This window comes from Idiomarina sp. Sol25 (genome assembly GCF_033052775.1).
Taxonomy (GTDB): domain Bacteria; phylum Pseudomonadota; class Gammaproteobacteria; order Enterobacterales; family Alteromonadaceae; genus Idiomarina.
In genome coordinates this window covers 641,452-667,197 of record NZ_JAUPEW010000001.1, presented here as the reverse complement: position 1 = coordinate 667,197, position 25,746 = coordinate 641,452, and the positions used below count along the sequence as shown (strand labels likewise).

The 25,746-nt window shown below is 44.7% G+C and carries 31 protein-coding genes and 1 tRNA gene; 22 read left to right on the top strand and 10 right to left on the bottom strand.

The features are described from left to right. Positions 1-417 carry a hypothetical protein gene (locus Q5L94_RS03250; protein ID WP_317497037.1) on the top strand — a complete coding sequence of 139 codons (417 nt, stop codon included), beginning with the start codon at positions 1-3 and terminating at the stop codon, positions 415-417. A gap of 214 nt (positions 418-631) precedes the next feature. Beyond that, on the top strand, positions 632-1,336 hold the full coding sequence (locus Q5L94_RS03245) for a uracil-DNA glycosylase family protein (RefSeq protein WP_317497036.1): 705 nt from the start codon (positions 632-634) through the stop codon (positions 1,334-1,336). 85 nt (positions 1,337-1,421) lie between these two features. Here the strand turns inward: Q5L94_RS03245 and Q5L94_RS03240 are convergent, their stop codons facing one another. The 3 genes from Q5L94_RS03240 to Q5L94_RS03230 form a co-directional block, all read right to left on the bottom strand. Beyond that, complete coding sequence (locus Q5L94_RS03240; RefSeq protein WP_317497035.1) at positions 1,422-1,802, bottom strand: hypothetical protein; 381 nt, start codon at positions 1,800-1,802, stop codon at positions 1,422-1,424. 23 nt (positions 1,803-1,825) lie between these two features. Then, positions 1,826-3,838: an AAA family ATPase gene (locus Q5L94_RS03235; RefSeq protein WP_317497034.1), complete on the bottom strand. Its 2,013-nt coding sequence runs from the start codon at positions 3,836-3,838 to the stop codon at positions 1,826-1,828. Positions 3,839-4,051: 213 nt separating this feature from the next. Next, positions 4,052-4,128 (bottom strand) — tRNA-Val (locus Q5L94_RS03230). A 195-nt stretch (positions 4,129-4,323) separates the two neighbouring features. Between Q5L94_RS03230 and Q5L94_RS03225 the strand changes: the two genes are divergently transcribed. Continuing rightward, complete coding sequence (locus Q5L94_RS03225) at positions 4,324-4,587, top strand: hypothetical protein (RefSeq protein ID WP_317497033.1); 264 nt, start codon at positions 4,324-4,326, stop codon at positions 4,585-4,587. 34 nt (positions 4,588-4,621) lie between these two features. On the opposite strand, the gene Q5L94_RS03220 is transcribed toward Q5L94_RS03225, so the two are convergent. Beyond that, a complete protein-coding gene (locus Q5L94_RS03220; RefSeq protein ID WP_317497032.1) occupies positions 4,622-5,656 on the bottom strand; it encodes a DUF3080 domain-containing protein in 1,035 nt (344 codons plus the stop codon). Positions 5,657-5,687: 31 nt separating this feature from the next. Here Q5L94_RS03220 and Q5L94_RS03215 point away from each other — a divergent pair, with 31 nt between their 5' ends. After that, positions 5,688-6,311, top strand: coding sequence for a riboflavin synthase subunit alpha (locus tag Q5L94_RS03215; RefSeq protein WP_317497031.1), 624 nt, complete (start codon positions 5,688-5,690; stop codon positions 6,309-6,311). On the opposite strand, the gene Q5L94_RS03210 is transcribed toward Q5L94_RS03215, so the two are convergent. Then, the gene (locus Q5L94_RS03210; protein WP_317497030.1) at positions 6,305-6,514 is read right to left on the bottom strand and encodes a CPXCG motif-containing cysteine-rich protein; all 210 of its coding nucleotides are present in this window, start codon (positions 6,512-6,514) and stop codon (positions 6,305-6,307) included. The genes Q5L94_RS03215 and Q5L94_RS03210 overlap by 7 nt on opposite strands. 69 nt (positions 6,515-6,583) lie before the next feature. After that, complete coding sequence (locus Q5L94_RS03205; protein ID WP_317497029.1) at positions 6,584-7,477, bottom strand: DMT family transporter; 894 nt, start codon at positions 7,475-7,477, stop codon at positions 6,584-6,586. A 165-nt stretch (positions 7,478-7,642) separates the two neighbouring features. On the opposite strand from Q5L94_RS03205, the gene thrS reads away from it, so the two are divergent. The 7 genes from thrS to Q5L94_RS03170 all read left to right on the top strand — a co-directional run bounded on the left by thrS (position 7,643) and on the right by Q5L94_RS03170 (position 14,567). Further along, positions 7,643-9,559 (top strand): threonine--tRNA ligase, encoded by a 1,917-nt coding sequence (gene thrS / locus Q5L94_RS03200; RefSeq protein ID WP_317497028.1) that lies wholly within the window; start codon positions 7,643-7,645, stop codon positions 9,557-9,559. 19 nt (positions 9,560-9,578) lie between these two features. After that, positions 9,579-10,124, top strand: a complete 546-nt coding sequence (gene infC, locus Q5L94_RS03195) for a translation initiation factor IF-3 (protein ID WP_317497197.1) — start codon at positions 9,579-9,581, stop codon at positions 10,122-10,124. A gap of 73 nt (positions 10,125-10,197) precedes the next feature. Continuing rightward, positions 10,198-10,395, top strand: coding sequence for a 50S ribosomal protein L35 (gene rpmI, locus Q5L94_RS03190; protein ID WP_317497027.1), 198 nt, complete (start codon positions 10,198-10,200; stop codon positions 10,393-10,395). A gap of 13 nt (positions 10,396-10,408) precedes the next feature. Beyond that, positions 10,409-10,762, top strand: a complete 354-nt coding sequence (gene rplT / locus Q5L94_RS03185) for a 50S ribosomal protein L20 (protein ID WP_011234642.1) — start codon at positions 10,409-10,411, stop codon at positions 10,760-10,762. Positions 10,763-10,885: 123 nt separating this feature from the next. Further along, complete coding sequence (gene pheS, locus Q5L94_RS03180) at positions 10,886-11,866, top strand: phenylalanine--tRNA ligase subunit alpha (protein ID WP_317497026.1); 981 nt, start codon at positions 10,886-10,888, stop codon at positions 11,864-11,866. A gap of 13 nt (positions 11,867-11,879) precedes the next feature. Next, a complete protein-coding gene (gene pheT / locus Q5L94_RS03175; RefSeq protein WP_317497025.1) occupies positions 11,880-14,267 on the top strand; it encodes a phenylalanine--tRNA ligase subunit beta in 2,388 nt (795 codons plus the stop codon). A gap of 3 nt (positions 14,268-14,270) precedes the next feature. Continuing rightward, the gene (locus Q5L94_RS03170) at positions 14,271-14,567 is read left to right on the top strand and encodes an integration host factor subunit alpha (protein WP_317497024.1); all 297 of its coding nucleotides are present in this window, start codon (positions 14,271-14,273) and stop codon (positions 14,565-14,567) included. A gap of 47 nt (positions 14,568-14,614) precedes the next feature. On the opposite strand, the gene Q5L94_RS03165 is transcribed toward Q5L94_RS03170, so the two are convergent. The 3 genes from Q5L94_RS03165 to Q5L94_RS03155 all read right to left on the bottom strand — a co-directional run bounded on the left by Q5L94_RS03165 (position 14,615) and on the right by Q5L94_RS03155 (position 16,560). Further along, positions 14,615-15,292, bottom strand: coding sequence for a ChrR family anti-sigma-E factor (locus Q5L94_RS03165; protein WP_317497023.1), 678 nt, complete (start codon positions 15,290-15,292; stop codon positions 14,615-14,617). Beyond that, the gene (locus Q5L94_RS03160) at positions 15,282-15,902 is read right to left on the bottom strand and encodes a sigma-70 family RNA polymerase sigma factor (protein ID WP_317497022.1); all 621 of its coding nucleotides are present in this window, start codon (positions 15,900-15,902) and stop codon (positions 15,282-15,284) included. The genes Q5L94_RS03165 and Q5L94_RS03160 overlap by 11 nt, the downstream gene beginning before the upstream one ends. Positions 15,903-15,990: 88 nt before the next feature. Then, the gene (locus Q5L94_RS03155) at positions 15,991-16,560 is read right to left on the bottom strand and encodes an LON peptidase substrate-binding domain-containing protein (RefSeq protein WP_317497021.1); all 570 of its coding nucleotides are present in this window, start codon (positions 16,558-16,560) and stop codon (positions 15,991-15,993) included. 145 nt (positions 16,561-16,705) lie between these two features. Here Q5L94_RS03155 and Q5L94_RS03150 point away from each other — a divergent pair, with 145 nt between their 5' ends. From Q5L94_RS03150 to Q5L94_RS03100, 11 genes are all read left to right on the top strand, one after another. After that, a complete protein-coding gene (locus Q5L94_RS03150; protein WP_317497020.1) occupies positions 16,706-17,641 on the top strand; it encodes a DUF523 and DUF1722 domain-containing protein in 936 nt (311 codons plus the stop codon). Positions 17,642-17,643: 2 nt separating this feature from the next. Then, positions 17,644-19,050 carry a deoxyribodipyrimidine photo-lyase gene (gene phrB, locus Q5L94_RS03145; RefSeq protein ID WP_317497019.1) on the top strand — a complete coding sequence of 469 codons (1,407 nt, stop codon included), beginning with the start codon at positions 17,644-17,646 and terminating at the stop codon, positions 19,048-19,050. Further along, entirely contained in the window at positions 19,043-19,477 is a 435-nt protein-coding gene (locus Q5L94_RS03140; RefSeq protein ID WP_317497018.1) for a nuclear transport factor 2 family protein, read from the top strand. The genes phrB and Q5L94_RS03140 overlap by 8 nt, the downstream gene beginning before the upstream one ends. Beyond that, positions 19,474-20,205, top strand: a complete 732-nt coding sequence (locus Q5L94_RS03135) for an SDR family NAD(P)-dependent oxidoreductase (protein ID WP_317497017.1) — start codon at positions 19,474-19,476, stop codon at positions 20,203-20,205. Before Q5L94_RS03140 ends, Q5L94_RS03135 begins: the two co-directional genes overlap by 4 nt. Beyond that, on the top strand, positions 20,202-21,476 hold the full coding sequence (locus tag Q5L94_RS03130) for an NAD(P)/FAD-dependent oxidoreductase (RefSeq protein WP_317497016.1): 1,275 nt from the start codon (positions 20,202-20,204) through the stop codon (positions 21,474-21,476). The genes Q5L94_RS03135 and Q5L94_RS03130 overlap by 4 nt, the downstream gene beginning before the upstream one ends. Next, positions 21,473-22,195, top strand: a complete 723-nt coding sequence (locus Q5L94_RS03125) for a DUF1365 domain-containing protein (protein ID WP_317497015.1) — start codon at positions 21,473-21,475, stop codon at positions 22,193-22,195. The genes Q5L94_RS03130 and Q5L94_RS03125 overlap by 4 nt, the downstream gene beginning before the upstream one ends. 21 nt (positions 22,196-22,216) lie before the next feature. Then, positions 22,217-23,455: a cyclopropane-fatty-acyl-phospholipid synthase family protein gene (locus Q5L94_RS03120; RefSeq protein ID WP_317497014.1), complete on the top strand. Its 1,239-nt coding sequence runs from the start codon at positions 22,217-22,219 to the stop codon at positions 23,453-23,455. Next, positions 23,455-23,955, top strand: a complete 501-nt coding sequence (locus Q5L94_RS03115; RefSeq protein WP_317497013.1) for a DUF2878 domain-containing protein — start codon at positions 23,455-23,457, stop codon at positions 23,953-23,955. Before Q5L94_RS03120 ends, Q5L94_RS03115 begins: the two co-directional genes overlap by 1 nt. 3 nt (positions 23,956-23,958) lie before the next feature. After that, positions 23,959-24,465, top strand: a complete 507-nt coding sequence (locus tag Q5L94_RS03110; RefSeq protein WP_317497012.1) for a chalcone isomerase family protein — start codon at positions 23,959-23,961, stop codon at positions 24,463-24,465. A 1-nt stretch (position 24,466) separates the two neighbouring features. Beyond that, positions 24,467-24,994: a DUF3833 domain-containing protein gene (locus Q5L94_RS03105; RefSeq protein ID WP_317497011.1), complete on the top strand. Its 528-nt coding sequence runs from the start codon at positions 24,467-24,469 to the stop codon at positions 24,992-24,994. Positions 24,995-25,077: 83 nt separating this feature from the next. Then, entirely contained in the window at positions 25,078-25,335 is a 258-nt protein-coding gene (locus Q5L94_RS03100; protein ID WP_317497010.1) for a DUF3912 family protein, read from the top strand. A 47-nt stretch (positions 25,336-25,382) separates the two neighbouring features. Here Q5L94_RS03100 and Q5L94_RS03095 read toward each other — a convergent pair whose 3' ends face one another. Further along, on the bottom strand, positions 25,383-25,742 hold the full coding sequence (locus tag Q5L94_RS03095; RefSeq protein WP_317497009.1) for a hypothetical protein: 360 nt from the start codon (positions 25,740-25,742) through the stop codon (positions 25,383-25,385). Positions 25,743-25,746: the final 4 nt, after the last annotated feature.

The window sequence follows — 25,746 nt, the reverse complement described above, 5'->3', positions numbered from 1 at the left end:
TTGGGCTCCAAAGGCAAGGGCTTTACCCTATTCTTAACCAAAGAGCTAGATTCGGTAGTGCCTCGTGAGAGTGATGGTGGCTGGCCAAATAGAGAATCATTTTTGTATGAGTTTGATTACCGAAATAAAAAAATTTCCTTCCGCGCAACTGTAGCGCCGGGAGAGCAACAGCTAAGACAACGGATTATGGATATATTATCTCGGGTTGATGGTGTGAAAAAGCCAAACAGCAAAAGTTGGTGGGCTGTTTATAGTCACAGCTTTAACTACGAGCTAACCAGCGAAAAGTTTTTCGATGAGGAAAAGCTTGTCGAGGTAATTGATAAAGTACTGGACGCTGTCGAACCTATTATAGAAAAAACATCAGTGTGTTTGGTTGATGGTTTGAAGAACGATGTTGATATTGTTGATTACTGAGAGCTTAATTTTTCTTAGGTAAGGGATAGAGGCATTGGCTGTAAGCTTGTGAGAACTATTGCCGGAAGCTTTCGGCTACTGGCGATAAGTCTAAATTTTGGGGATTGAGCCATTGCTACCTCTTGCTGTATGTTAATAATTAATCTTAGATTAGCGATTCGCTGCGACATCTGACGTCGCATAATAACTTTACTATTTTGCAAGGAGCGCACTGATGACACCTCAAGAACTCGCACAATTTTGCCGTGAACAACTTGGCGTAGAAGCCGAGCGTTCGGGTGGTATTTTTTATAGCAAACCGGAGTTACTCAAACGTGGCGATGTCTATTTAATGGGGTACAACCCAGGCGGTGATAGTGGGCCTCCCATTAGTGAAGAATTAGACAATCACTTTGCAAAGAGTGTTAGCGGTTATGAGCAGACCTGGCAGCATCGCAGTGGCACTAACGATGATGGAACGCTGGGTCATCGTGATGTTGAGCGTTTGACGCGTTATCAGCGGGGGCTTAAGGAATTTACTGCGCTTCTGGGTTATCAACCGGGACAGGTTTTTATGACCAACTTGATATTTTTTCAGAGTCATGACGGGAAGGACGTTAAATACAAGCAGGATAGCGAGACATGTTGGCCCATTCACGAAAAGATGCTGAGTATTGTTAAACCAAAAATTATTGTTGCCGTGGGTAATGGTAATGCCGGTTCAGCGTATACTAAATTACTGCAGCAAAAACGGCATACGATTGAACCTTCATCAAAGGTTGTTAAAGAAGCTAATCATGGCAAATACCGGTTAAAAGGGTTTCGATTTTCAGAGGACAACCGTGATGTCATGGTGTTGGGCTTGCCACACTTCAGTTACTACAATGTTAAGCCAAACCAAGACTTGTTAAAACAGTTTATCAACGACCTTGCGCGCTAGGCGCAAGGTCAGCATTTTTTAATTCTGATTACGCTGAGAGAGTAGCATCGACACCCCGCAACACATATGAAAAAGCATTATTAGATTAATCCTCTAATAACTGAGCAATAGCTTCCATGTCCGTTGTGTAATGTAAATCGCTTTTCCAGTCAGCTTGGTGCGGTGTGAAGCCAAAGTATTCGGCTATAGCGCTTTTAACTTCTTTGCTTATTAGCGCTTTATCCAAATAAACGATAAAGCGCTGCTTGCGCAATTGATACAGCACACGGCCACGAGGTATGTCCTGATAGTCGTAGTGAGCCAGTATCGGGCTACTGTCTGTAAAATTACCGTACTTTTCCCAAACAGCAACGTGAGTCGCGTCAGAGTCTAGCAGCCCGGGTAAGGACTGCTGCGCCTCAGATAGTTGAGTCTTTTCACCCAGTACTTCTCCGTCAAAAAACCAAAACACACCAATTTTAGACATAACCTCTCCTTTAGAAGGTGGCATTAGCAAACTTTAGCCAGAAAGCCCATGGCATTTTCGCCTCGGTGTGACAACATTCGAGTCAACTCATGAGTTTCACCATTTAACCGACATTTCCTCATTGCCTGAATAAGCTGTTGTGGTGTTGCTGTACAGTGCTCTTCAATGTGTGGAATATCAAAGCGACGTTCTTTCGCCCATTTGCTTGAAAAGTGCCGAATAGCAGAGGCAGCCCAGGGTTTTAAAGCTAACTTATAATCAAGTGCGCTTTCTATTATCGGGTAGTCCTGAAGTATGCGTTCATTACTTACCGTTATAACTAACGGTGGCCGGAACTCGCGAATTTTGTTGGCAATAATATGAACAATACTTTCCGGATCGGGTATGACTCGTTGTATGGCAGTTAAAACCTGATCAATTTTATCAATAGCCAGCAGACTGTTATTTTGCGTGGCTTTATCGAATACTTGCATAAGCTTGTTTTCAAGGAATACAGGGTCTGGATGTATGAATGCTGAAGAATCGAAAAAATGCATGCTACCGTTACAGTCATAGCAGAGGTATCGAGCTAACGCGGTTTTACCCGAGCCCGTTACTCCGCTAATAAGTAAACGAATGCTGTCCCCTTGAGTGCAAAATTCTTCAATGCGTTGCTTGGATAAATCACATTCTATTGGGGTATGTGAAAAGTCAAACTGGCCGAGTTCTTCACTGTAAAGATAGGGCAAGTCCGGGTAGTTAAGCCTAATGATTTGATCGATGGACAGGTTACTGCCCGTTAACCGGTCAGTCAGCTGTTGCATCTGAGCGATGGAAGCAGGAGTTTTTACCCGAAAAGCGGCTAGATTCTTTAGGGTCTGCAGGCTTGTGCTCTTATTTGTAAAAGCTTGCTGTAATAATTTAACGGCCGTTGAAAAATTGACCTCGGGCATTTCCAGTACATAGTCAAAACGGCGTAGAAATGCCGAGTCGAAATAATGCGTTTCGTTGCATATCCAGTAAGAGGTTGTTTCACGCTGTTCCAATAGTTGGTTGATCCAGCCCTTGCGCTTTTCCTGGGTTTTCTTTTCGACTAAAACGTCTTCCACTTCATCAAATAGAATGTGGTTTCGCGATGAACCACTCAACAAGGAGCTCATGCGAGAAAACCGTGACAGACGATAAGTATTGGTATTGTCATATTCATCGTCATCAATGACTGGAACATCAAACAGGCAAGCACCTGCATACTGCGCTAAAGCCTTTGCTAATTCCGTTTTGCCAGTACCAGGGGGGCCAACAAATAAAATACTCATTGGCTTTGTGTTACCTAATGCTGCCTGTTTTACACAGTTCTTTAATAAGGTCAGTTGATTCCCTAAATACTCAAAATCGTTTAATTCCAACTTTGAACTGGAGCAGGGAGTTAGGAAGCCAGACAAGATATCGTCGTTAACCGACTGGCACTGGCTAATACTGTCGACGACAAAGGAAACCATTCTGAATCGATCACTGACTGAGCGAACATACGTATCTGGCGACCCTGCTAGGTACATTTTTACAATTGTTGAGTCGTCTTTTGTTAGCTCTTTGATGGTCTTTGGACTAACTCCAATTAACTTACTAATAATGTCTAGCTCAGCTTGTTTAGAAAACTCATGGTAAATGAAGTTAAGTATTAGCTCCATAATTTGTGAGGCACTGAATAAATAAGAAAACGCAACGCAGCGATACTCCTCATCAGAAAGGTTTAATTGTCGCTGGAGTGCCCTAACGCCAGTTACTTCCGGAACGCGAATTCGCCAGTCAGTATTGCTTTTACTAAACTCAATTATTTTTTCAACGGTGTTGGCAGGCAACTCATAAAGGCTTACTGCATCCTCAACTTTTTCAATTAAGCCTGAACGTCGATTTTCGTTACCGGCTAAGCTATGACACCGAGCGATTATGAAAAAGCTCAGCGGAGCCCAAAAGAACTCAAAAGGGTGATCTTCATTTTGCCCAAAAGAAATGGGCAGCTTTGGTAATGCAGGAGTCGAATTAGTTAATTTTGTCATAAACGCCTCGTTTTTAGTCGGTGAGGCTATATTAGTGTTACATTGCGTCATATCATGTCGCAAGTAAGCATGTGCGCATGGTATCGACGTTATGGCGTAGGTGAAAACAATGTCTCATAACGCAATGTTACATGTTCGGGTTGATGAAAAGTTACAAAGGAAGGCGGCTTGCCAAAAGTAGACCATGAGAGCGTTATGGAGATACTAGAAAAGTGGTGCGTCCGAGTAGACTCGAACTACCGACCTCTGCCATGTCAAGGCAGCGCTCTAACCAACTGAGCTACGGACGCACTTTATGGGGAATGTCGTTAACGACGGGCGGTATATTAGTGATTTGCGCTCACAGGTGCAAGCGATTTTTTACTAAATGCATTTGTTTGTCGAAATTCTATTCATCTTTAAAAGACTATGCTTAGTTTCTTAAGAAGGCTTTTGCTAGAATGTTTGGTGAACTCTGCTCTTAATAACTGAAAAGAGGTAGTAAAATGTTTACTGTTTTGCGAGTAATACGGGCGTTTGCCGGGCTTCTTTTCCTGGCCGGAATAGTGGGTATCGTTGTGCAGCTTGGGTTTAACATTCTGAATGTTGATATTCTGATGCGTTCATCGGTCATCGTTATTATGGTCGGTACATTGTTTGCGGCTTTTTGGCTGTGGGTCTTTCTTGGCTTGCGTTACGTTATTAATGAAATTCATGAAAAAGAACAAGGTAAACCACACCCCAGCCTGACTAAGAAGTGGCATTTGTAAGCGAAAAATAATTACGAATAAGTTGAGCCAGACTCTAATCAATTCCGGGTGTAAAGTCACAGGCGCTGTAGAACTTTTGCCATGGACGGACAAAATGCACTGACGCATCGGTGAGCTTTTTACTGAGCGATCCCAGTTCTGCAATGTAGCTTTTTAGCGCCGGTTGAGGTGCTATACCTTTCAGGTTATCCAAAAGCATCAGTAAGCGCTGATGTTGTTCAATCATTGCGGCTATATCGCCTTGCATTTCTTCGAGATAGATGGCGTTAAAAGCGTCTTTGAGCGCTAATGCGGCATTTGGGATATTCCCATTTTGACAATAAACTGACTCGGGAACTTCAGGTAGCAATTCGGTCATTCTCTCCAGTTTATAAGAGTAATCCAACATCGTACGGAATAAATCGGGAAGGTAGCTACTGCTCTCTAGACGACCGAGCATTTTTATCAGTTCATCGGGGGCGTCGGCTTCTTTTGTGTAATTCCAGCGCTCTAGTATGCGGGTAAAGCGCTCCAGCGCATTCACAGCGTAATTGTATTCTGTTACATGTATTTTGGGTAAAGGGTTATTACCTACAGAAAGGGCTTTTCTCAACCCATCGTCACGGGCAAAAGCGTTTGCCAGGCTGTTTTGCAGTTGCGATTCTTTATGCGCCAACGCCTCTTTCAATTTGTCTTTAAAATTGGCCGAATCAGGATGCTCAATGCATTTCTTCAGTGCCTGAATCATGGTGAGATCAGCATGGTAGCGGCTAAATCCATCTTTTAGTCTTCCCAGTGAACTGTTGTTTTCAGCTATTAGCTGGCCTAACTGACAATGGTTAAGCCGAAGGCTCTCCAGCAAGCCCATGCTTGTCCGTTCAATATTTCGGGTTAGCGCGCGTTTTGCCGGATACTGGAGTTGAGGTTTAGGAGCTTCTATTGAGTTATTGGGGAGCTTGAGTGTGCTCTGGACGCGGCTATGCAGTTCATCCGCGTATTCCGTCAGACCCGGGTCATCCGAGCAGGCTGATAATCCAAAGGCGACGAACGCATAGCCAAAAGAGCGGAAAATCAGTACACTTCGCTTCATTGTATTATTCCTTGCAATAAGGTTCTTATCGATGTTTACCGGTATTGTTCAAACCCAAGCTACGATATTTTCAGTCTCTGACCAAGTAGTTTCTGATCACAAGACATTTCGACACCTGGTTGTTAAAACTGAACCTCAATTTCTGGAAAACCTGGCGATTGGTGCAAGTATTGCCATAAATGGTTGCTGTTTAACGGTGGTCGAATTCAGCGATACTCAAGTGCACTTTGACGTCATAGATGAAACTCTGCGGCTAACCAATTTGGGGTTGTTAGGTGAAGGGAATAAGGTCAACTTCGAAAGGTCACTAAAAGTAGGCGATGAAATTGGCGGGCATGCAGTTTCAGGTCATATTCACTGCCAGGGCAAAGTGACTAAAATTGACACGTCTGATAATAACGTTGCTATGTGGATAAAGCTACCAGAGAGTTACACACCGTATTTGTTTGCCAAAGGGTTTATTGCGGTTAATGGTGCCAGTTTGACGGTAGGTCAGGTGGAGGAAAATTGTTTTAGTCTGCATTTAATTCCCGAAACTTTGCGCCTGACCAATTTGGAATCAACGGAGGTGGGTGACAGTCTGAACATTGAACTTGATCAGCAAACTATCACCATTGTTGAAACCGTTGAGCGTGTACTGGCCAAACGTCAGTAAAACTGCTCATCGTTACCATCTACTTTCACCCGTGCCTGCTGGTTAACTTCATCAACGTGTAACTGAACATGAATGAGGTCTCCGCAGGCAGCACATTCTTCCTGATAATCCTGATTTCCCTCCGAGGTATCAATTTCTAAAAAGGTATTGTGCCCACAGTGCGGGCACTTCACCGGCACACTTTGTAAGTTTTCTTCGTTCATTGGTAACTCCTTTGCCAGGATGCCAGAGTTTATTCGCGCATCCCCAACGAAATAAGGTTCTGCTTCTTACTATAGAAATAAAATACCGATTCCGCCCAATGAGATTAAAGCTCCGGCTATAGAGCGCGGGGTAATTCGTTGTTTTTTCAGTAAAGAAATCGGTATCAAAAAAAGTGGCGCAGTTGATAATAAAGTCTGGGTAAGACCCGGGTTGATGTTGGCGATAGAGATTTGCTGTAACCAAATAGCAAGAAAAGTACCGAATAAAATGGCGCCGAGCAGAGGCAAAGGGTTGATAGAACGAATTTGTTTTATGATTGCGCTATACGCACCTCGCTTTGAAACCCCGACAATTATGGCCAGCAATAAAGACCCGGCGGCAAGACGCACAAATGCTGCATCTATAGCGTTTACGCCAGATTGCATTAGTACCGCAAACGCCATGACTAAGCCGGTTGCCTGACAAAATGCCGCGCCGCAACCCATGAATATACCGGATAATGAAAGCGCAGGCTGTTTGTCCGGCGCTTTTTCAGTAACAACCCATAGAACGCCGCTTAAGGTTATGACCGCACCGGTAATTTCAATGGTTGATAAACCGTCGTTTAAAAACACCCAAGCCATGAATGCAGCCAGTGGTGGTGCCAGATATTCCAACAACATTGCGTGCCAGGGCCCTAAACGCCGCAAGGCAGTAAAATGAAAGCTGTCGCCAATGGTAATACCGATAATGCCGCTTAGGGCGAGTAACCAAAGGCCTGAGCTTAGCTCTAATGAGTTACCCAGCAACAAACTCATGATCAAAAGCAGGGGAGTGGCAACAACGCCTTTAACTAAGTTCATTTGTATGGGCGAGAAGTGGCTACCGGCGCGGTGATACAGTACGGTAGCGACAGCCCAAAAGCTGGCAGCTAGTAAAGCGGCGAGTTGTCCGGTTAACTCTCCAGTAATGTCTGATGTCAAAGCAGGCTCGGCGGTTGCTCAAATGTAAGCGGTCGATTATAGTAGCCTCTCGCGTTCGATGGTACCGAACGCAAAAATTTCGTAGGTTTTTCTATAAAGCAGATAAAACCAAAATAGAGCACGTGGCACTTGGTAGGTGTCACCACTGGTTGGAAAGGAAGTTTCATGCCTGTAATTACTCTCCCTGACGGAAGTCAACGCGAATTCGATAAACCTGTAAGCATTATGGAAGTTGCCGCCGATATCGGTGCTGGCCTTGCGAAAGCAACAGTTGCTGGCCGTATTGACGGTGAGCTGGTTGATGCCTGTGAGCTCATTGAACAAGACGCCCGCATTGAAATTGTTACCCCAAAAGATGACGACGGTGTACACATTATTCGTCACTCTTGTGCTCACTTAATGGGGCATGCGGTTAAACAGATGTGGCCAGACGCCAAAATGGCAATAGGCCCAGTCATCGACAACGGTTTTTACTACGACATTGACGTTGATCACACTTTCACTCAAGAAGATCTGGAGAAGATTGAAAAGCGGATGAAAGAACTGGCTAAAACGGAATATACCGTTATAAAGAAAAAAGCCAGCTGGAAAGAGGCCCGTGAAACTTTCGTAGAACGCCATGAACCCTACAAAATAGAAATCCTTGACGAAGACATTCCGACTGATGCAACGCCAGGGCTCTATCACCACGAAGAATACATCGACATGTGTCGTGGTCCGCATGTACCCAACATGAAGTTTTGCCAGCATTTTAAAATTATGAAAATGGCTGGTGCGTACTGGCGTGGTGATTCTGACAACAAAATGCTGCAGCGTATATACGGTACGGCCTGGGCAGATAAGAAACAGTTAAAAGCTTATTTGCAGCGTTTAGAAGAAGCGGAAAAACGCGATCACCGTAAAATTGCTAAAGCTCAGGATTTGTTCCACTGGCAGGAAGAAGCGCCGGGTATGGTGTTTTGGCACCACAATGGCTGGACTATTTTCCGTGAGTTAGAAACTTACATTCGTGAAAAAATGCGCGAATACGAATATCAGGAAGTCAAAGGTCCAATGATGATGGACCGGGTGCTGTGGGAGAAGTCAGGTCATTGGGAGAAATTCTCTGATTTGATGTTTACCACGTCATCGGAAAACCGGGAATATGCGGTTAAGCCAATGAACTGTCCGGGACACGTTCAAATTTTCAATCAGGGCTTAAAGTCTTATCGCGACTTGCCGTTGCGTATGGCTGAATTTGGCAGTTGTCACCGTAATGAACCTTCAGGTGCCTTGCATGGCCTAATGCGTGTTCGAGGTTTCACACAAGACGATGCGCACATCTTTTGTACCGAGGAGCAGGTACAGGAAGAAGTCGCGGGTTGTATCAGAATGGTATACGAAACTTACAAAACCTTTGGTTTCGAGAACATCGATGTGAAGCTTTCAACCCGTCCTGAGAAGCGCTTAGGCGACGATGCGACATGGGATCGCTCGGAGACAGCTCTCGCAGAGGCTTTGAAAAAGAATGACATCGATTTTTCTTATTTACCGGGTGAAGGTGCCTTTTATGGCCCGAAAATAGAATTTACTTTGTTCGATTGTCTGGGCAGAGCGTGGCAATGTGGTACAATACAGCTTGATTTTGCGTTGCCAGGGCGTTTAGGTGCCACTTATGTGGGTGAAGATAACGAGCGACATACGCCAGTTATGATTCATCGCGCTATTTTGGGATCACTTGAACGTTTCATGGGTATTCTCATTGAAGAGTACGCTGGGAATTTCCCGTTATGGTTGTCGCCAACGCAAGTTGTGTTAATGAATATCACGGATAATCAAAGCGATTATGTACGAAAAGTTGTCAAAACCCTGAACGAAAAGGGAATTCGTGCATCAGCCGACTTGAGAAATGAGAAGATAGGCTTTAAAATCCGTGAATACACATTAAAACGTGTTCCATATTTACTGGTTGTCGGCGACAAAGAAGTCGAGGCTGGTGAGGTTGCGGTACGTACACGGGGTGGTGAAGACTTGGGTAAATTCCCATTAGAAGACTTTATCACTCGTGTAGAGGACGAAGTCCGTACTCGCAAAATTGATTAATTATTTGGAGGAATAAACCATTAAAGGCGGAAAAAGAACTCAGAAAGCTGCAGATAAAAACCGTATCAACGAAAAAATCACAGGCGTTGATGAAGTTCGCTTAATCGGAACCGATGGCGAACAAGCTGGTGTCGTCAGTATTAACGAGGCTCTTGATGCAGCAGCGGAAGCTGGTGTTGATTTGGTGGAGATGAGCCCTAACGCAGAACCACCGGTCTGCCGCCTGATGGATTACGGCAAGTTCCTCTTTGAAAAGAGTAAAGAACAGAAAGAGCAGAAGAAAAAGCAGAAACAGATTCAGGTCAAGGAAGTTAAATTCCGGCCTGGTACTGATGAGGGCGACTACCAGGTAAAACTGCGCAACCTGCGTCGTTTCCTCGAGGGAGGTGACAAAACCAAAGTCACTATCCGTTTCCGTGGCCGGGAAATGGCACACCAAGAGTTGGGTATTGAATTGCTAAATCGTGTTAAAGACGATTTAGAAGAAATCTCAATTGTTGAGTCGTTCCCAAGACGTGCCGAAGGGCGCCAGATGATTATGGTCTTGGCACCCAACAAGAAGTGATCGTGGTTTACAAGTAGTCTGATTGTCAGGCTCACCCTTTCACACTTTTATCAACAATGCGGAGTTTAATTTCATGCCAAAAATGAAATCGAACAAGGGCGCTTCCAAGCGCTTTAGAAAAACTGCTTCTGGTGGTTTTAAGTGCAAGCAATCTCACTTGCGTCACATTCTGACTAAGAAGAGCCCTAAGCGTAAGCGTCAGCTTCGCGCTAAGAGCATGGTCCATGAGGCCGACGTTAAATTAGTCGCTCGCATGTTACCGTACGCATAAGGAGAGATAGCAAATGGCACGAGTAAAACGTGGTGTAATCGCGAGAGCGCGTCACAAAAAAGTCCTGAAGCAGGCGAAAGGTTATTATGGTGCCCGTAGTCGCGTTTATCGCGTAGCGGTCCAGGCAGTAACTAAAGCAGGTCAATACGCATACCGTGACCGTCGCAATAAGAAACGTCAATTCCGTCAGTTATGGATTGTTCGTATCAATGCTGCGGCTCGTCAAAACGGTTTGTCTTACAGCCGCTTTATTAATGGCCTGAAAAAAGCATCTATCGAAATCGATCGTAAAATCTTAGCCGATATCGCTGTTCATGATCAAAACGGTTTTGCCGCTTTGGTTGAGAAAGCAAAAGGCGCACTGTAATTATTCAAAACCTTTAGGGATTAGAATAAACAGATTTAGAAGGGAGCCAATTGGCTCCCTTTTTCATTGAAAATTCGCTATCATAGCGCCTTTATTATTTATCTTGTGTTGTTGAGGGATACGATGCAGCTAGAGCAAATTGTTGAGCAGGCTGAATCGGCCATTGCGGCCGCAGATTCACCGACTGCGTTAGACGAAGTCCGCGTCGAGTATATGGGTAAGAAAGGGCAGCTTACCGAGCTTTTAAAAGGCTTAGGTAAGCTAGACCCGTCTGAACGCCGGGAAGCCGGACAGAAAATTAATGAAGCCAAGCAACAAGTGCAGACCAGTATCAATGCCCGCAAAGAGCTATTGAAAGCGGCTGAGTTAGCACAGAAGCTGGAAGCAGAACGTATCGATGTTACTTTACCCGGGCGGCATTCTGCGGTAGGTGGTGTGCATCCGGTTACTCAGACGATTCGCCGTATTGAACAGTTTTTTGGTGATTTAGGCTTTAGTGTAAAAGAAGGCCCGGAAGTCGAAGACGGTTTTCATAACTTTGATGCGCTGAATATCCCTGCGAATCATCCGGCTCGCGCTGATCACGATACGTTTTATTTTACCCCCTCAACAATGTTGCGTACGCAAACTTCTGGTGTACAAATTCGTACCATGGAGAATGAGCAGCCTCCGTTGCGGATCATTTCTCCCGGACGTGTGTACCGGAACGACTACGACCAGACCCACACCCCGATGTTTCATCAGGTAGAAGGGTTAATGGTTGATACCGATGTCAGCTTCACGCAGTTAAAAGGAATTCTGGAAGATTTTCTGAATCACTTTTTCGAAGAGTCGCTAACGGTGCGCTTCAGACCTTCCTACTTCCCGTTTACCGAACCTTCGGCAGAAGTTGACGTCATGGGTAAAGACGGTAAGTGGCTAGAAGTTTTAGGTTGCGGCATGGTGCACCCAAACGTATTGAAGGCGGTGGGTATTGATTCGGAAAAGTACACTGGCTTTGCCTTTGGTATGGGCGTCGAGCGTCTTACCATGTTGCGCTACGGCGTGAATGATTTACGTGCGTTCTTCGAGAACGATCTGCGTTTCCTCAAACAATTCAACTAACGGGCAGTAAGCAATGAAATTCAGTGAACAATGGTTAAGGGAATGGGTTAACCCCGACATCAGCAGTCATGAATTGAGTGAACAGCTCAGTATGGCGGGTCTTGAAGTAGATGCTGTTGAGCCGGTTGCCGATGAATTCCATACTGTCGTCGTTGGTGAAGTGATTGAGTGCGGTCCTCATCCAGACGCAGATAAATTACAAATTACAAAAGTAGATGTTGGCGAAGCTGAGCCGGTAGATATTGTTTGCGGCGCGTCTAACTGCCGCTTAGGTATTAAGGTTGCAGTTGCTAAAGTTGGTGCGGTATTGCCTGGTGATTTCAAAATTAAGAAAGCGAAGCTTCGCGGTCAGCCGTCAAACGGTATGCTGTGCTCGTTCAAAGAACTGGGGCTCATTGATGAGCACGACGGCATTATTGAGCTTCCGGCAGATGCTCCGGTCGGAGAGGATTACCGTAAATACCTGCAGCTTGATGACAACAGTATTGATATTGACTTAACCCCTAACCGTGGTGATTGCCTTAGCATTAGAGGTATAGCCCGTGAAGTAGGTGTGTTGAACCGTCTGGATGTAACAGTACCAGAAAGTAATGAAGTAGCGGCCAGTATTGAAGATACGCTAAGCATTACCTTGTCTGCTGCTGAGCAGTGTCCGCGTTATTTAGGCCGCGTTATCAAAGGTGTCGATTTAACTCGCCCAACGCCGGTATGGATGACAGAAAAATTAAGACGCAGCGGTATTCGTAGCATTGACCCGGTAGTTGATGTCACTAACTACGTGTTGCTTGAACTGGGTCACCCCATGCATGCATTTGACCTCGATTCACTTGAAGGGAACATCGATGTTCGCTTAGCCAAGCCTAAAGAAAAGCTTACTTTGCTTGATGATCAAGAAGTTGAGCTGGACGACGATACTCTGGTTATTGCTGATGAGAAAAGAGCACTAGCCATGGCGGGTGTCTACGGTGGTAAAAACAGTGGTGTAACAGAAAATAGCAAAAATATTTTTCTGGAAAGCGCGTTCTTTGCACCGGATGCCATCTTAGGGAAAGCACGCCGTTACGGTCTACATACAGATGCGTCACATCGTTATGAGCGCGGCGTAGACCCTCAGTTGCAACGTACGGCAATGGAAAGAGCGACAGAACTGTTGTTGGCAATTTGCGGTGGTGAAGCGGGGCCGGTAACCGAAGCGGTGGCAGAGCCATTTTTGCCTAAGCGTGATGGCATTACCCTAAGAGCTAGCAGATTGGCTAAAGTACTGGGTGTCAGCATTGCTAATGACAATGTCACTGAAATTCTTGAGCGTTTAGGTTTTGATGTTTCATTTGACAGTGAACAATGGCAGGTTGGCATTCCGTCATATCGTTTCGATTTGAGCATTGAAGAAGATTTAATTGAAGAAGTGGCCCGTGTTTACGGTTATAACTCAATTCAGGCTGCACCGCCGGCAGCGCAACTGCGCATGACTGAGCGTAAAGAAAGCCAGCTTAGCGCCTATCAATTGGTGGATGCTATGGTCAGCCGTGGTTATCAGGAAGCGATAACCTACAGCTTTGTTGATCCAAAACATCAGGCACTGATGTTTGATGAGACCGCAGCGCTGACTTTGCCACACCCAATTTCGGTTGATATGTCATCTATGCGTGTGAGCCTATGGCCGGGCTTAGTCGGCGCGGTTGCTCATAACCAGAAACGTCAGCAGTCTGTTTTGGCTTTCGTAGAAACGGGTTTACGTTTTATTCCAGATGAGTCAGCTGAAAATGGTGTTCGTCAGGAAGCGGTTATTAGTGGCATACGTTCTGGTAAAGCGCACTCCGAGCACTGGTCGGAAGGTGATAGTGCGGTTGATTTTTACGATGTAAAAGGCGATGTTGAAGCGTTATTGGCTCAAACAGGTAATGCTGCAGCGTTTCGTTTTGTTGCATCACAACATCCAGCACTGCACCCGGGGCAATCAGCGGCAATTTACCGCGGCTCTGAAAAAGTTGGCGATATCGGCGCTTTACATCCTAAGTTTGATAAAGCTTTAGGGCTTAACCAGCGTACCTTTGTGTTTGAACTGGCCTTATCCGCCGTGACTGAGAGGCCTTTACCGCAAGCTAAGCCGGTATCTCGTTATCCTTCTATTCGTCGCGATCTTGCTGTCGTGGTTGATAAAGACCTTGCGGCAGGTGAGCTGATCGCTGCGATGGAAAATGTTGGCGTAAAACAGTTAGTTGACCTAAACTTATTTGACGTTTACATCGGTGATGGTGTGGCAGAAGGTAAGCAAAGCTTGGCTTTATCCGTTACTCTTCAAGACAGCGATAAGACTTTGGAAGAAGCGGAGGTCACTGAGCTTATGACTAAATTTATTGAGACATTAAAGAGTGAGTTTAATGCAACATTGAGGGATTAAACTATGGCGCTGACCAAAGCAGAACTGGCAGAGGTGCTGTTCGACAAATACGGTGTTAGTAAACAAGATGCCAAAGTGTTAGTTGAAGATTTTTTTGAAGAAATCAGAGTTGCTTTGGAAAAAAGGGAGCAGGTAAAGTTGTCGGGCTTTGGCAATTTTGAGTTGCGAACTAAAAATCAGCGCCCCGGACGCAACCCTAAAACGGGCGAAGAAATTCCAATTTCAGCGCGTCGGGTTGTGACCTTCAAACCGGGTCAAAAATTTAAAAGCAGGGTCGAAAACGCAGAACCCGAGGATTAACCTCGGGTTCTTTTTTATTGAATCTTTGTACGCTGAGTCGCTTGAAATTAACGAAAGAAAAGCTGACTAAAGGGGTTTAATAACCTACTGATACCAGAGGTAAAGTGTAAGGGAGCGTTCAGAGTTGCCAGGGTTAAACAGTCTTCATCCTGAGTTTCCGGCGTATGGGTACGATTCGGATCAAGCAACATAAAATCGCCGTCCCTGTACTCGCTTTGCTCGTCATTAAAAACACCATCAATAACCAGTGTCGCTTCCTCTCCTTTATGCGTATGTTCCGGGAGCTTTGCTCCTGGCGCCATGTAAATTAAGTTGGTCTGATTCCCATTGTCCAGAGTTAATGGTGCGCGCCAGAGCTTACCGACCAGTTTCGACCACTCCCCAATACGATGACTGTTGTGAGCCAGAGTACGAGGCAGTGTAAAGCGACGACCTTCCAGAGAGAGCATCTCATTCGGTTGGTTTACTTGTTTGTTGCATGCAGAAGACGCAAAAATAGCCTCCAGCATTTGGTCACACTGAGACTTGCTCATTGTTGTACTGGCAACACTAACCAACGTGTCCAAATTCTCTTCACACAACTTCTGTTCAATCTCGCACACGGTTTGACGACATGCTTTACACATATCGATGTGTGTGCCGACAACTAAAGTCATGGCCGCACTAAGGTCGCCAGAGGCATACTGATATAAAAGGCCTTCGCCCGGGTGTGATTTAATCATCATCGACTATCAACTCTTTCAATTTTTTTAATGCTAGACGAGTTCGGGACTTAATTGTCCCTAAAGGCACTCCCAGGGCGTCAGAGACTTCCTGTTGAGATTTACCTTCAATATAAATCTTCTCAATAACGACCCGTTGTGCATCGGGCAATTGAGCGTAATAGAAAGAAATTTCCTGCATCAGAACATCGTGATCCAATGCGTATCCATCATCAAGGCTATCGTTCTGCTCTGACAGAATCGGCCAGAGTTCATCAGCACTGATGTCATCTTTGCGTTTTTTGTTTTTGCGAAGCAAATCGAAGCGGATGTTACGAGCTATGGTAAATATCCAGGTGGAAGGAGAGCCACGGTCAGGCTTGAACAAATGCGCTTTGTGCCAGACGTTTGTCATGGTTTCCTGGACGAGATCCATAGCCGTTTGTTCATTACCAAATTGTCTTGTAGCGTAAGACTGCAGTTTGGGTGCAAATAACCTGAAGAGCTCGCTAAAGGCAACGCGATTCCTATTTTCCGCAATCTCTGCCAGCAGTTCCCCTGCTTTTTCGGCAGCGTCTGTCTGGGTGGTAGCCATAGACCCCCGATTCGATGTTCTTTCTGACACCATTTGCATAATTAGACCTGCTTCTTTTCACACAATGTTCTAATTATTACGGGGTGTTGAGAAAATGGATCACCCGGATGGCAGAATGTTTACTCAATTAACGGATTAAGTCTAACAGATATTCTTTCGCTTTTAGACAATTTTCGCATCTTATCAGTTCTTGTTTCGTATAGACATCCAAAGGCAGTATTTCAAGCCACCTTGAACAGACCCAATCAAGTTTCTCGTAGCCTAGATTGGGTAGTAACTCAGACAGTTCAGGGTAGGTCTCGAACGCTTCCTGTAATCGAGTTTTGAGTTTGTCGTCGGAATTATCCAGGGTAATTTCAGGCCAGTTTTCAAGATACTCTATTTTGCCAAACCTGAGTTTATCGCTCTCCGACCAATGCTCGTCAATACGAACCCGATTTTTTCCTTCAATGGTTATTCCAAGTAAACCATCGTCTCGTGGTTCAAAATCAATAATCTTCACGGTGGTAGCGTACGGGAGAAGGTAATCGCTTGATGTCGTTGCATGTTCATTGTTAAACATGGCCACTACAAACTCACTGTCATTTTGCAGACATTCTTTTACCAGCCTGGTGTAACGAGGCTCAAACACCTTTAATTTCATGCGTCCGCCCGGCATTATATGCGATGTAAGCGGGAATAGCGGTAACTGCTGCATATAACCTCATTTGGCTAGTAGTTTAAACAATTAAGAAACATTACGTTGAGGTGGGTCTGGTTGGATCTTTTTTATCGAGTAAAGGCCAAACTATTTTTAGCAATATACCGTACATTATCATCATTGAAATTTCGCAGAGGTTACAATGGCAAAATTAAAAGTGGGTATTAGTTCCTGTTTAATGGGCGATGAAGTCAGGTTTGACGGAGGACACAAGAAATCCGCATTTTGCGTTGATGAATTAAATCGACACATGGAACTGGTACGCTTTTGCCCGGAAGTTGGTATTGGGATGCCGGTGCCAAGACCGACAATCAGGCTCGAGCAACATGATGATGTACAGGCGGTAGTACCCAAAACCGGTGAAAATGTTACGTCACAGCTAGCGGATTTTGCCGATAAGATTCAGGTGAAAATAGAACAGTTAAGTGGCTACATTCTATGCGCGAAATCTCCCAGTTGCGGTATGGAGCGGGTCAAGTTATATGATCCGGAAACGGGGCATGCACAAAAAGCAGGAATGGGAATTTTTACTGCGCGACTAAAGGAAAAGAATCCCGCTCTGCCTTTAGAAGAAGATGGCCGGCTCAATGACCCGCATTTACGTGAAAATTTCGTTATGCGGGTTTATGTGTTTAGTCAATGGAAAGAAATGACGCAGACGCTTTCTAAACATCAGCTTTTGCAGTTTCACCAACGCTGCAAGTTACTTTTGTTGGCTCATAATCAGCAACGTTACCGCGAGCTGGGTAAGCGTTTGGGTGAACAAGAGACCATCGACGGTGCTTTTGCGGAGCAGTACATTATTGATGTGATGGACGCTTTATCAAAACCTGCCTCTCGTAAGAACCACACCAATGTGCTCCAACATATCCAGGGCTATTTCAAATCAGATCTCGGCCATGAAAGACGGGAAGAGCTGAGTGATATCATTCTCCAGTATCACGATGGCATTCTCCCTCTTATGTCACCTCTAACGTTAATACGGCATTATTTGCGCGAGTTCCCAAAAGAGTATTTAGAAGGGCAATGGTATCTGACGCCTTATCCTGATGATTTAAAATTACGTTATGGGCTGTAGCGATGCGAGAAGTAATTTGGTTTCGTAGTGATTTAAGAATATTAGACAACCCGGCCGTCTTTTCTGCATGTCAGGGCGATGAGCCACCGTTGGCGATATTTTTTGTGTGTCATGAAACATGGGAAAGCCATGACTGGGCGCCGATAAAAGTAGACTTTGTTTGGCGAAATTTAGAATGCCTGCAGCAGGATTTAGCCGAAAAGGGCATTGAGCTGGAGGTGCAACTCGTCCCCAAATTCAGTCAGATTCCCGGCGCTGTAAGAGCTTTTTGCCGGGAAAATGAAATTGCCCGGGTACATATTAATGCAGAGTATGCGCTGGATGAAAAACGCAGAGATGCAGCGACCAATGCAGTATTAAGCAATGACGATATCGAACTGGTTTCGCACCATGGAAATCTGTTGGTGTCGCCGGGAGAGGTCAGAACGCAACAAGGTGACTATTACAAAAAATTCACGCCTTTTAACCGGCGTTGGCGACAAGTATTAAGCGAAAAAGCTTATAGCGAACCGCTGCAAATCAAATCTTATTCTCGAGTTACCGCAAAAGGCCTCCCTGACTGTCCGCTGGCTAGAAAAGACTCGTCTGATTGGAGTGCTGGCGAGCAGCAAGTTCTGGGGAAACTGGGGCAATTCGTCGGCCACAGTATTGATGATTATCAACAAGGCAGAGATCTGCCGGCTGAAAACGGAACCTCACAACTTTCCGCTTATTTGGCGCAGGGAGTTATTGGGCCGCAGACGGCTGCCCGGGCGCTACATAAGTTTTCGCCAGAGTTTCCGTTTGGACTTGCTTCCGGTGCTGATACCTGGCTTACCGAACTGGCATGGAGAGAGTTCTATCAGCATCTAATGTACTTTGTGCCGCGCTTATCAAAAGGGGAAAGCTTTCAGACTGAAACGGACAGCATTCAGTGGTTAGAGGACGATGACGCTTTTCAACGTTGGTGTAATGGCCGCACGGGGTACCCAATTGTTGACGCCGGAATGCGTCAATTGACATCAACGGGGTGGATGCACAACCGCTTAAGAATGATCACAGCCAATTTTCTGGTAAAAGATCTATTAGTAGATTGGCGAAAAGGTGAAGCCTTTTTCATGCAGCATTTAATTGATGGCAGTTTCCCGGCAAACAACGGTGGCTGGCAATGGAGTGCTTCGGTTGGAACTGACGCCGTTCCCTATTTTCGTGTTTTTAATCCGGTTAAGCAAAGTGAGAAATTTGATCCTGACGGGCAGTACATTCGTAAGTGGGTAGACGAACTTAAGGAAGTACCAACAAAGTATATTCACTGGCCTCATAGTTGGCTTCAGCAACAAAGCAGTAATAACTATTGCGAACCCATAGTCGAGCACAAATTTGCTCGTGAACGATTCTTAACAACGTTTAAGCAGGTGAAAAATGGATAACAGTGAATTAGTCGAAAAACTCAAAGAGTTCTACGATGAACTAAAAACCGAAAATCTTGATGAACTGAATGAGTTATACCATGACGAAATAGCGTTTACTGATCCAATCCAACACGTTGTCGGGTTGGAGGATTTTCGAAAATATCTAAAACACACAATGGAAAACGTTGAATATTGTCATTTTGCTTTTGACGACGAATGCGTTGGCGAAGAGCAAGCGTTTCTTACATGGCAGATGCGTTACGCACACCCCAAGCTTGCCAATGGCATGGAAATTATTCTGCCGGGAGTTTCGTATTTAACCTTTGAAGACGGCAAAATCAGAGAACAAAGAGATTATTACGACCTTGGCGCAATGCTTTATGAACACGTACCGCTAGTCGGTTATGTCATTGATAAAATTAAGAATAGGCTAACAGACGAATGAAAGTCTTAATTACAGGAGCTTCATCAGGTATTGGGCGTCAGCTGGCTTTGGATTACGCAGCTGACGGCAATGACGTCGTTGTGTGTGGAAGAAATAACGACGCGTTGTCAGAGATACAAAAACAATATCCTGAAAAAATAACCTGCAGCGCCTTTGATATTACCGACAAAGAGTCGGCAAAAAATGCGTTAGCACAAGTTAATGAGATTGATGTCGCAATACTGTGCGCGGGCGTGTGTGAATACCTCGACGTTAAAGCTTTCGATGCCGACATGTTCGAGCGTGTGTTTAAAGTAAATGTATTCGGCACAATGAACTGTGTGGAAGCTTTACTTCCCCAATTCAGTAACTCGGCGCGTCTGGTCATTGTTGACAGTCTGGCGAGACTTCTTCCGTTCACCCGGGCTCAGGCTTATGGTGGTTCAAAAGCAGCAATGCATTATATCGCGCGGGGACTGGAAGTTGACCTAAAGTCTCAGGGAGTCAAAGTTCAAACCGTATCGCCTGGGTTTGTTAAAACACCAATGACTGATGCCAATGATTTTGAGATGCCAATGCGCGTTGACGTTGAATTTGCGTCTAAGGCAATAATAAAAGGTATTAATAAGAACAAACGGGACATCGCATTTCCGTGGCTATTTAGTAGTCTTTTGAAGTTAATGTCTGTCTTGCCGGAAGGCTTACAAGTGAAACTATCAGAACAAATGGCAAGGAAGCAGTCCTCATGAAGATAGCCGTTATTGGAAGTGGTATTGCGGGTCTTACCAGCGCTTACTATTTAAGCCGTGAACATCAAGTCAGTGTATTTGAAAAAAATGATTATATTGGCGGGCATACATGTACCAGTGATGTGAAAATTAATGGCAGCATGTATGCCGTAGATACAGGTTTTATTGTTTTTAATGATAAGACATATCCACGTTTTAAACGTCTGCTAAAAGGTCTGGAAGTGGCTTGGCGTGACACTGAAATGAGTTTCAGCGTACGTGATCCTAAGTCGGGTCTGGAATTTAATGGACACAATCTCAATACCTTGTTTGCGCAACGGAAAAATTTGTTTAGCTTGTCTTTTTACCGTTTGTTGCAGGGTATTTTGAAATTTAACGCCGCCGCGAAAAGTGCGTTAGAAGAGGATGTCAGCGAGGCTGACAATGTCACGTTGGCAGAATTCCTCACTCGGCACAATATTCCGGAATCGGTTTCGCATTACTACTTATTACCGATGGTTTCGGCTATCTGGTCTGCAAGCCTGGCCGACGCGAAAGACTTTCCCCTGGGCTTTTTCCTTCGTTTTTTTGATAATCATGGGTTATTGAATGTTAGCGACCGTCCTCAGTGGCATACTCTTATCGGTGGCTCTCACGCGTACATTCCAATGCTAACCGAACCGTTTAAAGAACGGCTTGAATTAAACAGTGAAATTGTTGCAGTTAAGCGTCAACAGGAGCAGGTTGTTCTTGTTTTTAGTAATGGTGAAGAACGGTATTTTGATGAAGTGGTTTTCGCGTGTCACAGTGACCAGGCGCTTGCGTTACTCGATGACGCCAGTGCTGACGAAAAACGTATTCTTGGTGAGATAAAATACTGCCCGAATGAGGTTGTTCTGCATACTGATGAGAACTTGTTACCCAGAAAGCGACGAGCCTGGGCCAGTTGGAATTATCTATTAAGAGAAGATGATGCAGCAGAAGAGCAGCCCAGCTCAGTAACCTACAATATGAATATTCTGCAAGGACTGCTGTGCGAAAAAACCGTATGCGTTACATTAAACAATACAGCCGCAATTGCTCCTGACGAGATCATTAAAACCTTTACCTATGAGCATCCACAGTATTCTGTTCAGTCTTTAAAAGCCAGAGCCGAAAGAAATGTAATTTGCGGAAAGAATAGCACCCATTTTGTTGGTGCTTATTGGTATAACGGTTTTCATGAAGACGGTGTAAGAAGCGCCATTGATGTTGTTAACCGCTTGAATACAGAATTGATTGATAACTCATGAAGAGTGCGATTTATTGGGGGAATGTCTTTCATGTAAGGCATCGCCCCAAACACCACGCCTTTAATTACCGTTTCCAACAATGGTGCATCAATTTATCCGAGCTCGATGAAGTTAGTTCGACAAGCCGTTGGTTATCGTGTAAAAATTTTGCGCCTCTTTGGTTTCGTCGAAAAGACTACCTGAAAGATGAAGGGGGCAGTTTACAGCAGGCTGCACTGAATAAAATGTCCTCCCTTGCAGCGAAGAATTTAACTGGTGAGGTTTTATTTGTCGGAAACTTACGTACCTTTGGAATTTTTTTTAGCCCAATTAACTTGTATTTTCTTCGTCAGAACAACGACGAATATACACACATGTTAGCTGAAGTCAGTAATACGCCCTGGCTGCAACGTCACTATTATTTGGTCGATTTGTCAGAAGAGTCTCCAAAAACCAGTAAACAATTTCACGTTTCTCCGTTTAACCCTATGGATATGACCTATCACTGGCAAATAGAACCTCCCACAGAGAGTTTAAAAGTCACTTTAAGCGCCCACCAGCAAGAGAAAGATTTTGTTGCCGGCATGAAATTAAATAGGCAACCGCTAAACCGTAGTGAAATTTATCGCGTATTAAGGACAGTACCTGTCATGGCGCTAAAAATTATTGGTGGCATTTATTGGCAGGCGTTAAAGCTTTTTATCAAGCGGGTTCCATTTTACGGAAACCCTGGTAACTAAAATAATTAGAAGGCAGTTTGTATGTCCAGTAGTGAAACAACTATGGTAGCGCCTATTCAGTATGGTGTGTTGGATAAGCTTTTCCGTACTATCGCTTTTAAGTTATTAGCTCATTTGCAATATGGGCAGCTGACAATAAAAGAAAAAGGCACGTTCATTGAAACTTTCGGGCACCCCGATAAAGATTTGAATGCTGAAATTGACGTGAAAGACTCGTCTTTTTACCGTCGCCTGGTAACTGGTGGCAGTATTGGCGCAGCCGAATTATATATTGATAAGCACTGGGATACGCCCGATTTAACGTCGGTTATTCGTATTTTTGCCCGCAATTTACCGGCCTTAGATAAGCTGGAGACACGGCTGGCCTGGTTAACTTTTCCTTTTAATAAATACCAGCACTGGAGTAACCGAAACCGCAAAGGACAAGCTAAAAAGAATATCTCCGCTCACTATGACCTGGGTAACGAGCTCTATACGCGTTTTCTTGACAGCGCAATGCAATATTCCAGCGGCTTATTTAAAGAGTCCACAGATTCGCTGGAGGAAGCCCAGCGCAACAAGATGCAGCGTTTGTGTGATGCACTCGACTTAAAAAAACAAGATCATTTGTTGGAAATAGGTACTGGCTGGGGTGGCCTGGCTATTTATGCAGCAAAAAATTATGGTTGCCGGGTAACAACGACGACAATTTCAGATGAGCAATTTCAGTACGCGAAGCAGCAAGTGGAAGCGGCGGGCTTGTCCGACAGAATTGAATTATTGAAGCGTGACTACCGTGACTTAGAAGGGCAGTACGACAAGTTGGTCTCGGTTGAAATGATAGAAGCGGTGGGGAAAGAATACTTACCGACCTTTTTCAAAACCTGCAATAAACTGTTAAAAGAAGACGGAAAAATGTCGTTACAGGCTATCACTATTGCCGATCAGAGAGCGAAATCCTACGCCCGTTCCGTAGACTTTATTCAAAAGCATATCTTTCCCGGCGGCTTTCTTCCGTCTTTGAGCCAAATGACGCAATTGTTTACGCGTTACACTGACTTGGTGGTTCGTGACGTACACGATTTCGGTTTGAGTTATGCGAAAACCCTTAGAGAATGGGAAGAGCGGTTTAACGCTCACGAAAGCGAGCTCGAAAAGCTTGGCTACGATGAACGCTTTTCCAGACTTTGGAATTACTATTTCAGCTATTGTGAAGGCGGCTTTCTGGAACAACGGGTATCGGTTGTTCAGGTTACCGCTAGTAAATCGCAGGCGTACTAATGACTTCTATTCAGCATAAAATTGTCAGTTTTGTTCTGTTCAATGCGCTTTGGTTCAGTGCCGTTTCCGGGCGCGAGAACTACATTGTGCTTAGTGGTGTTTTATTAGCCTTTCAATTTTTCTACAGCATTGCCGTAGCCAAAGTTAGCTGGACCTTAATTTTGCGGCTGTTTGCGGTGGGGTTATTGTTGGAGGCTATTGTGATAAGCCTGGGTGTTATCGATTTTTCCGGAGGATATTTTCCTTTGTGGCTGGTCATGCTGTGGCTGGGTTTTTCATCTATGGCGCCGGTTGCACTGGACTGGCTGGCACCTAAACCCGTAATAGCGGTTTTGCTTGGTGCTATTTCAGGTCCCCTGAGCTATGTTGCAGGAATAAAACTTAATGCAGCAACGATTGACTCAATGCCGGTTGTTGTTGGCTGTTATGCTGCTGTATGGGGACTAATGATGGCGTATTTCGTTTTCTCCATGTCAATTAAGAAAGAACAGGGAGTCTAGAGTATGCGATTTATTTTATGCGGAATTATTGCGCTGTTTAGCCTTAATTCTTATGCCGCTGAATGTTCCGGCTCAGTACCCGATGACTTCTCTAAAGTTGGTGAAACCCGGCTCAGTGTGTATTTCTGGGATGTTTATGACGCCACTTTATATAGCCGGTCAGGTGAATATAAACAGGAAGAACGGCAGGCTCTGTTACTGGAATACCTGCGCGATATAAAGGCGAAAGATCTTATCGAAACGACGGAAGAAGAATGGCAGAAGCTGGGTTTGAACAGTGATAAGCATGAACAATGGTTAGAAAGACTTGAATCTATCTGGCCCGATATTAAAGAAGGCGACTGCCTTCTCTTAGTTGAAAAGAAAGACGGAACAGCGGCGTTTTACCAAAGCGATAGGTTGCTTGGAGAAATTGACGATAAAGACTTTACCGAACAGTTTTTAGCTATTTGGTTGTCGGAAAATAGCCGCTTTGAATCTGAGCGCAATGAACTCATTGGGGAGAAATAAAATGAAGGCTTTAAAGGTTTTAGGCTTTACCGTTTTACTTAGTTTACTTGCGGCGTGCTCAACCGGCATTGATGCTTATAAATCAGCTGAGCCAAAGTTAAAGCTTGAAGAGTTCTTTAACGGTGAACTGGTTGCTTACGGTATGGTTCAGGACTACAGCGGGGAAGTGATTCAGCGTTTTGAGGTAACCATGACAGGTACCTGGGAGGGGAGTAAAGGCGTTCTCGACGAACATTTCACTTATGCCGACGGTCGTGAGCAGCAACGCGTCTGGCACATAACGAAAACCGGCCCGAATAGCTATGAAGGGCGCGCAGACGATGTTGAAGGTGTTGCCAAAGGTACAACAGCAGGCAATGTTCTTAACTGGGAGTACCAACTGGAAGTAGTGGTAGACGGAGAGCCTCTAGTATTGACGCTGGATGACTGGCTGTATCTTATTGACGAGAACAATATGATCAATCGTACCGATATGTCTAAATGGGGCTTTCCGGTTGGTGAGATCACGCTTTATATTGGTAAGAAATAAATATCAAGAATCTCTGTCGGTGACCGATAATAGGAGTATAATCGTGGTATTGATATAGCCTTATAAGGTTTAGGGAAACGGCAGTGGCAATTAATTATCCGACATTTTCTTATAACAACCCCCGCATACAAGGGCAGACGATTTTTATTAAGCGTGGACCGCATCAGGGGAAGTTAGGAATTATAGCAAAAACACTGGGTAACGAGCGCTTCCTGGTGTCTCAGGCTGACTTTGGTTCTGAAAAAGTCATTTTCAAACGTAGCGACTTTCTGGTGCACCGTTACCGTAAAATTAGAGTTCCAATAGACCGCGTTGCCGGTAAAAATCCGGACGTCCTATAACGAAAAAAGCGACCATTAAGGTCGCTTTTTTTACTTCTAGCGGTGCCTTACGCACTGCCTCGGGGTAAACGACAATCACTGTCTTTACCTTCTAGCTTTTGCTTCCACAGTTCTTTTGCAGTTAAGCCGCCAGAGCTGGATTTTTTCGCCGGGGATTTTTTTGCAGTAGGCTTTTTAGCTGCTGATTTCTTAGTCTCGGCTTTCTTAGGCTCTGACTTTTCAGCTGCTGATGACTTCTCATTAGTCAATTCTTTTGCTTCGTCTGCTAATTGAGTAAGACGTACATTCTTACCACCATTAACGCTATACCAGCCATTGCTGCTTTCTATTTCCGGCTTTTTACCGTGAGCCTTTTGATAAGCTTCGGTATATTCGGCTAGTACCTTTTCTTTATCCAGTTTGCTCATTGAA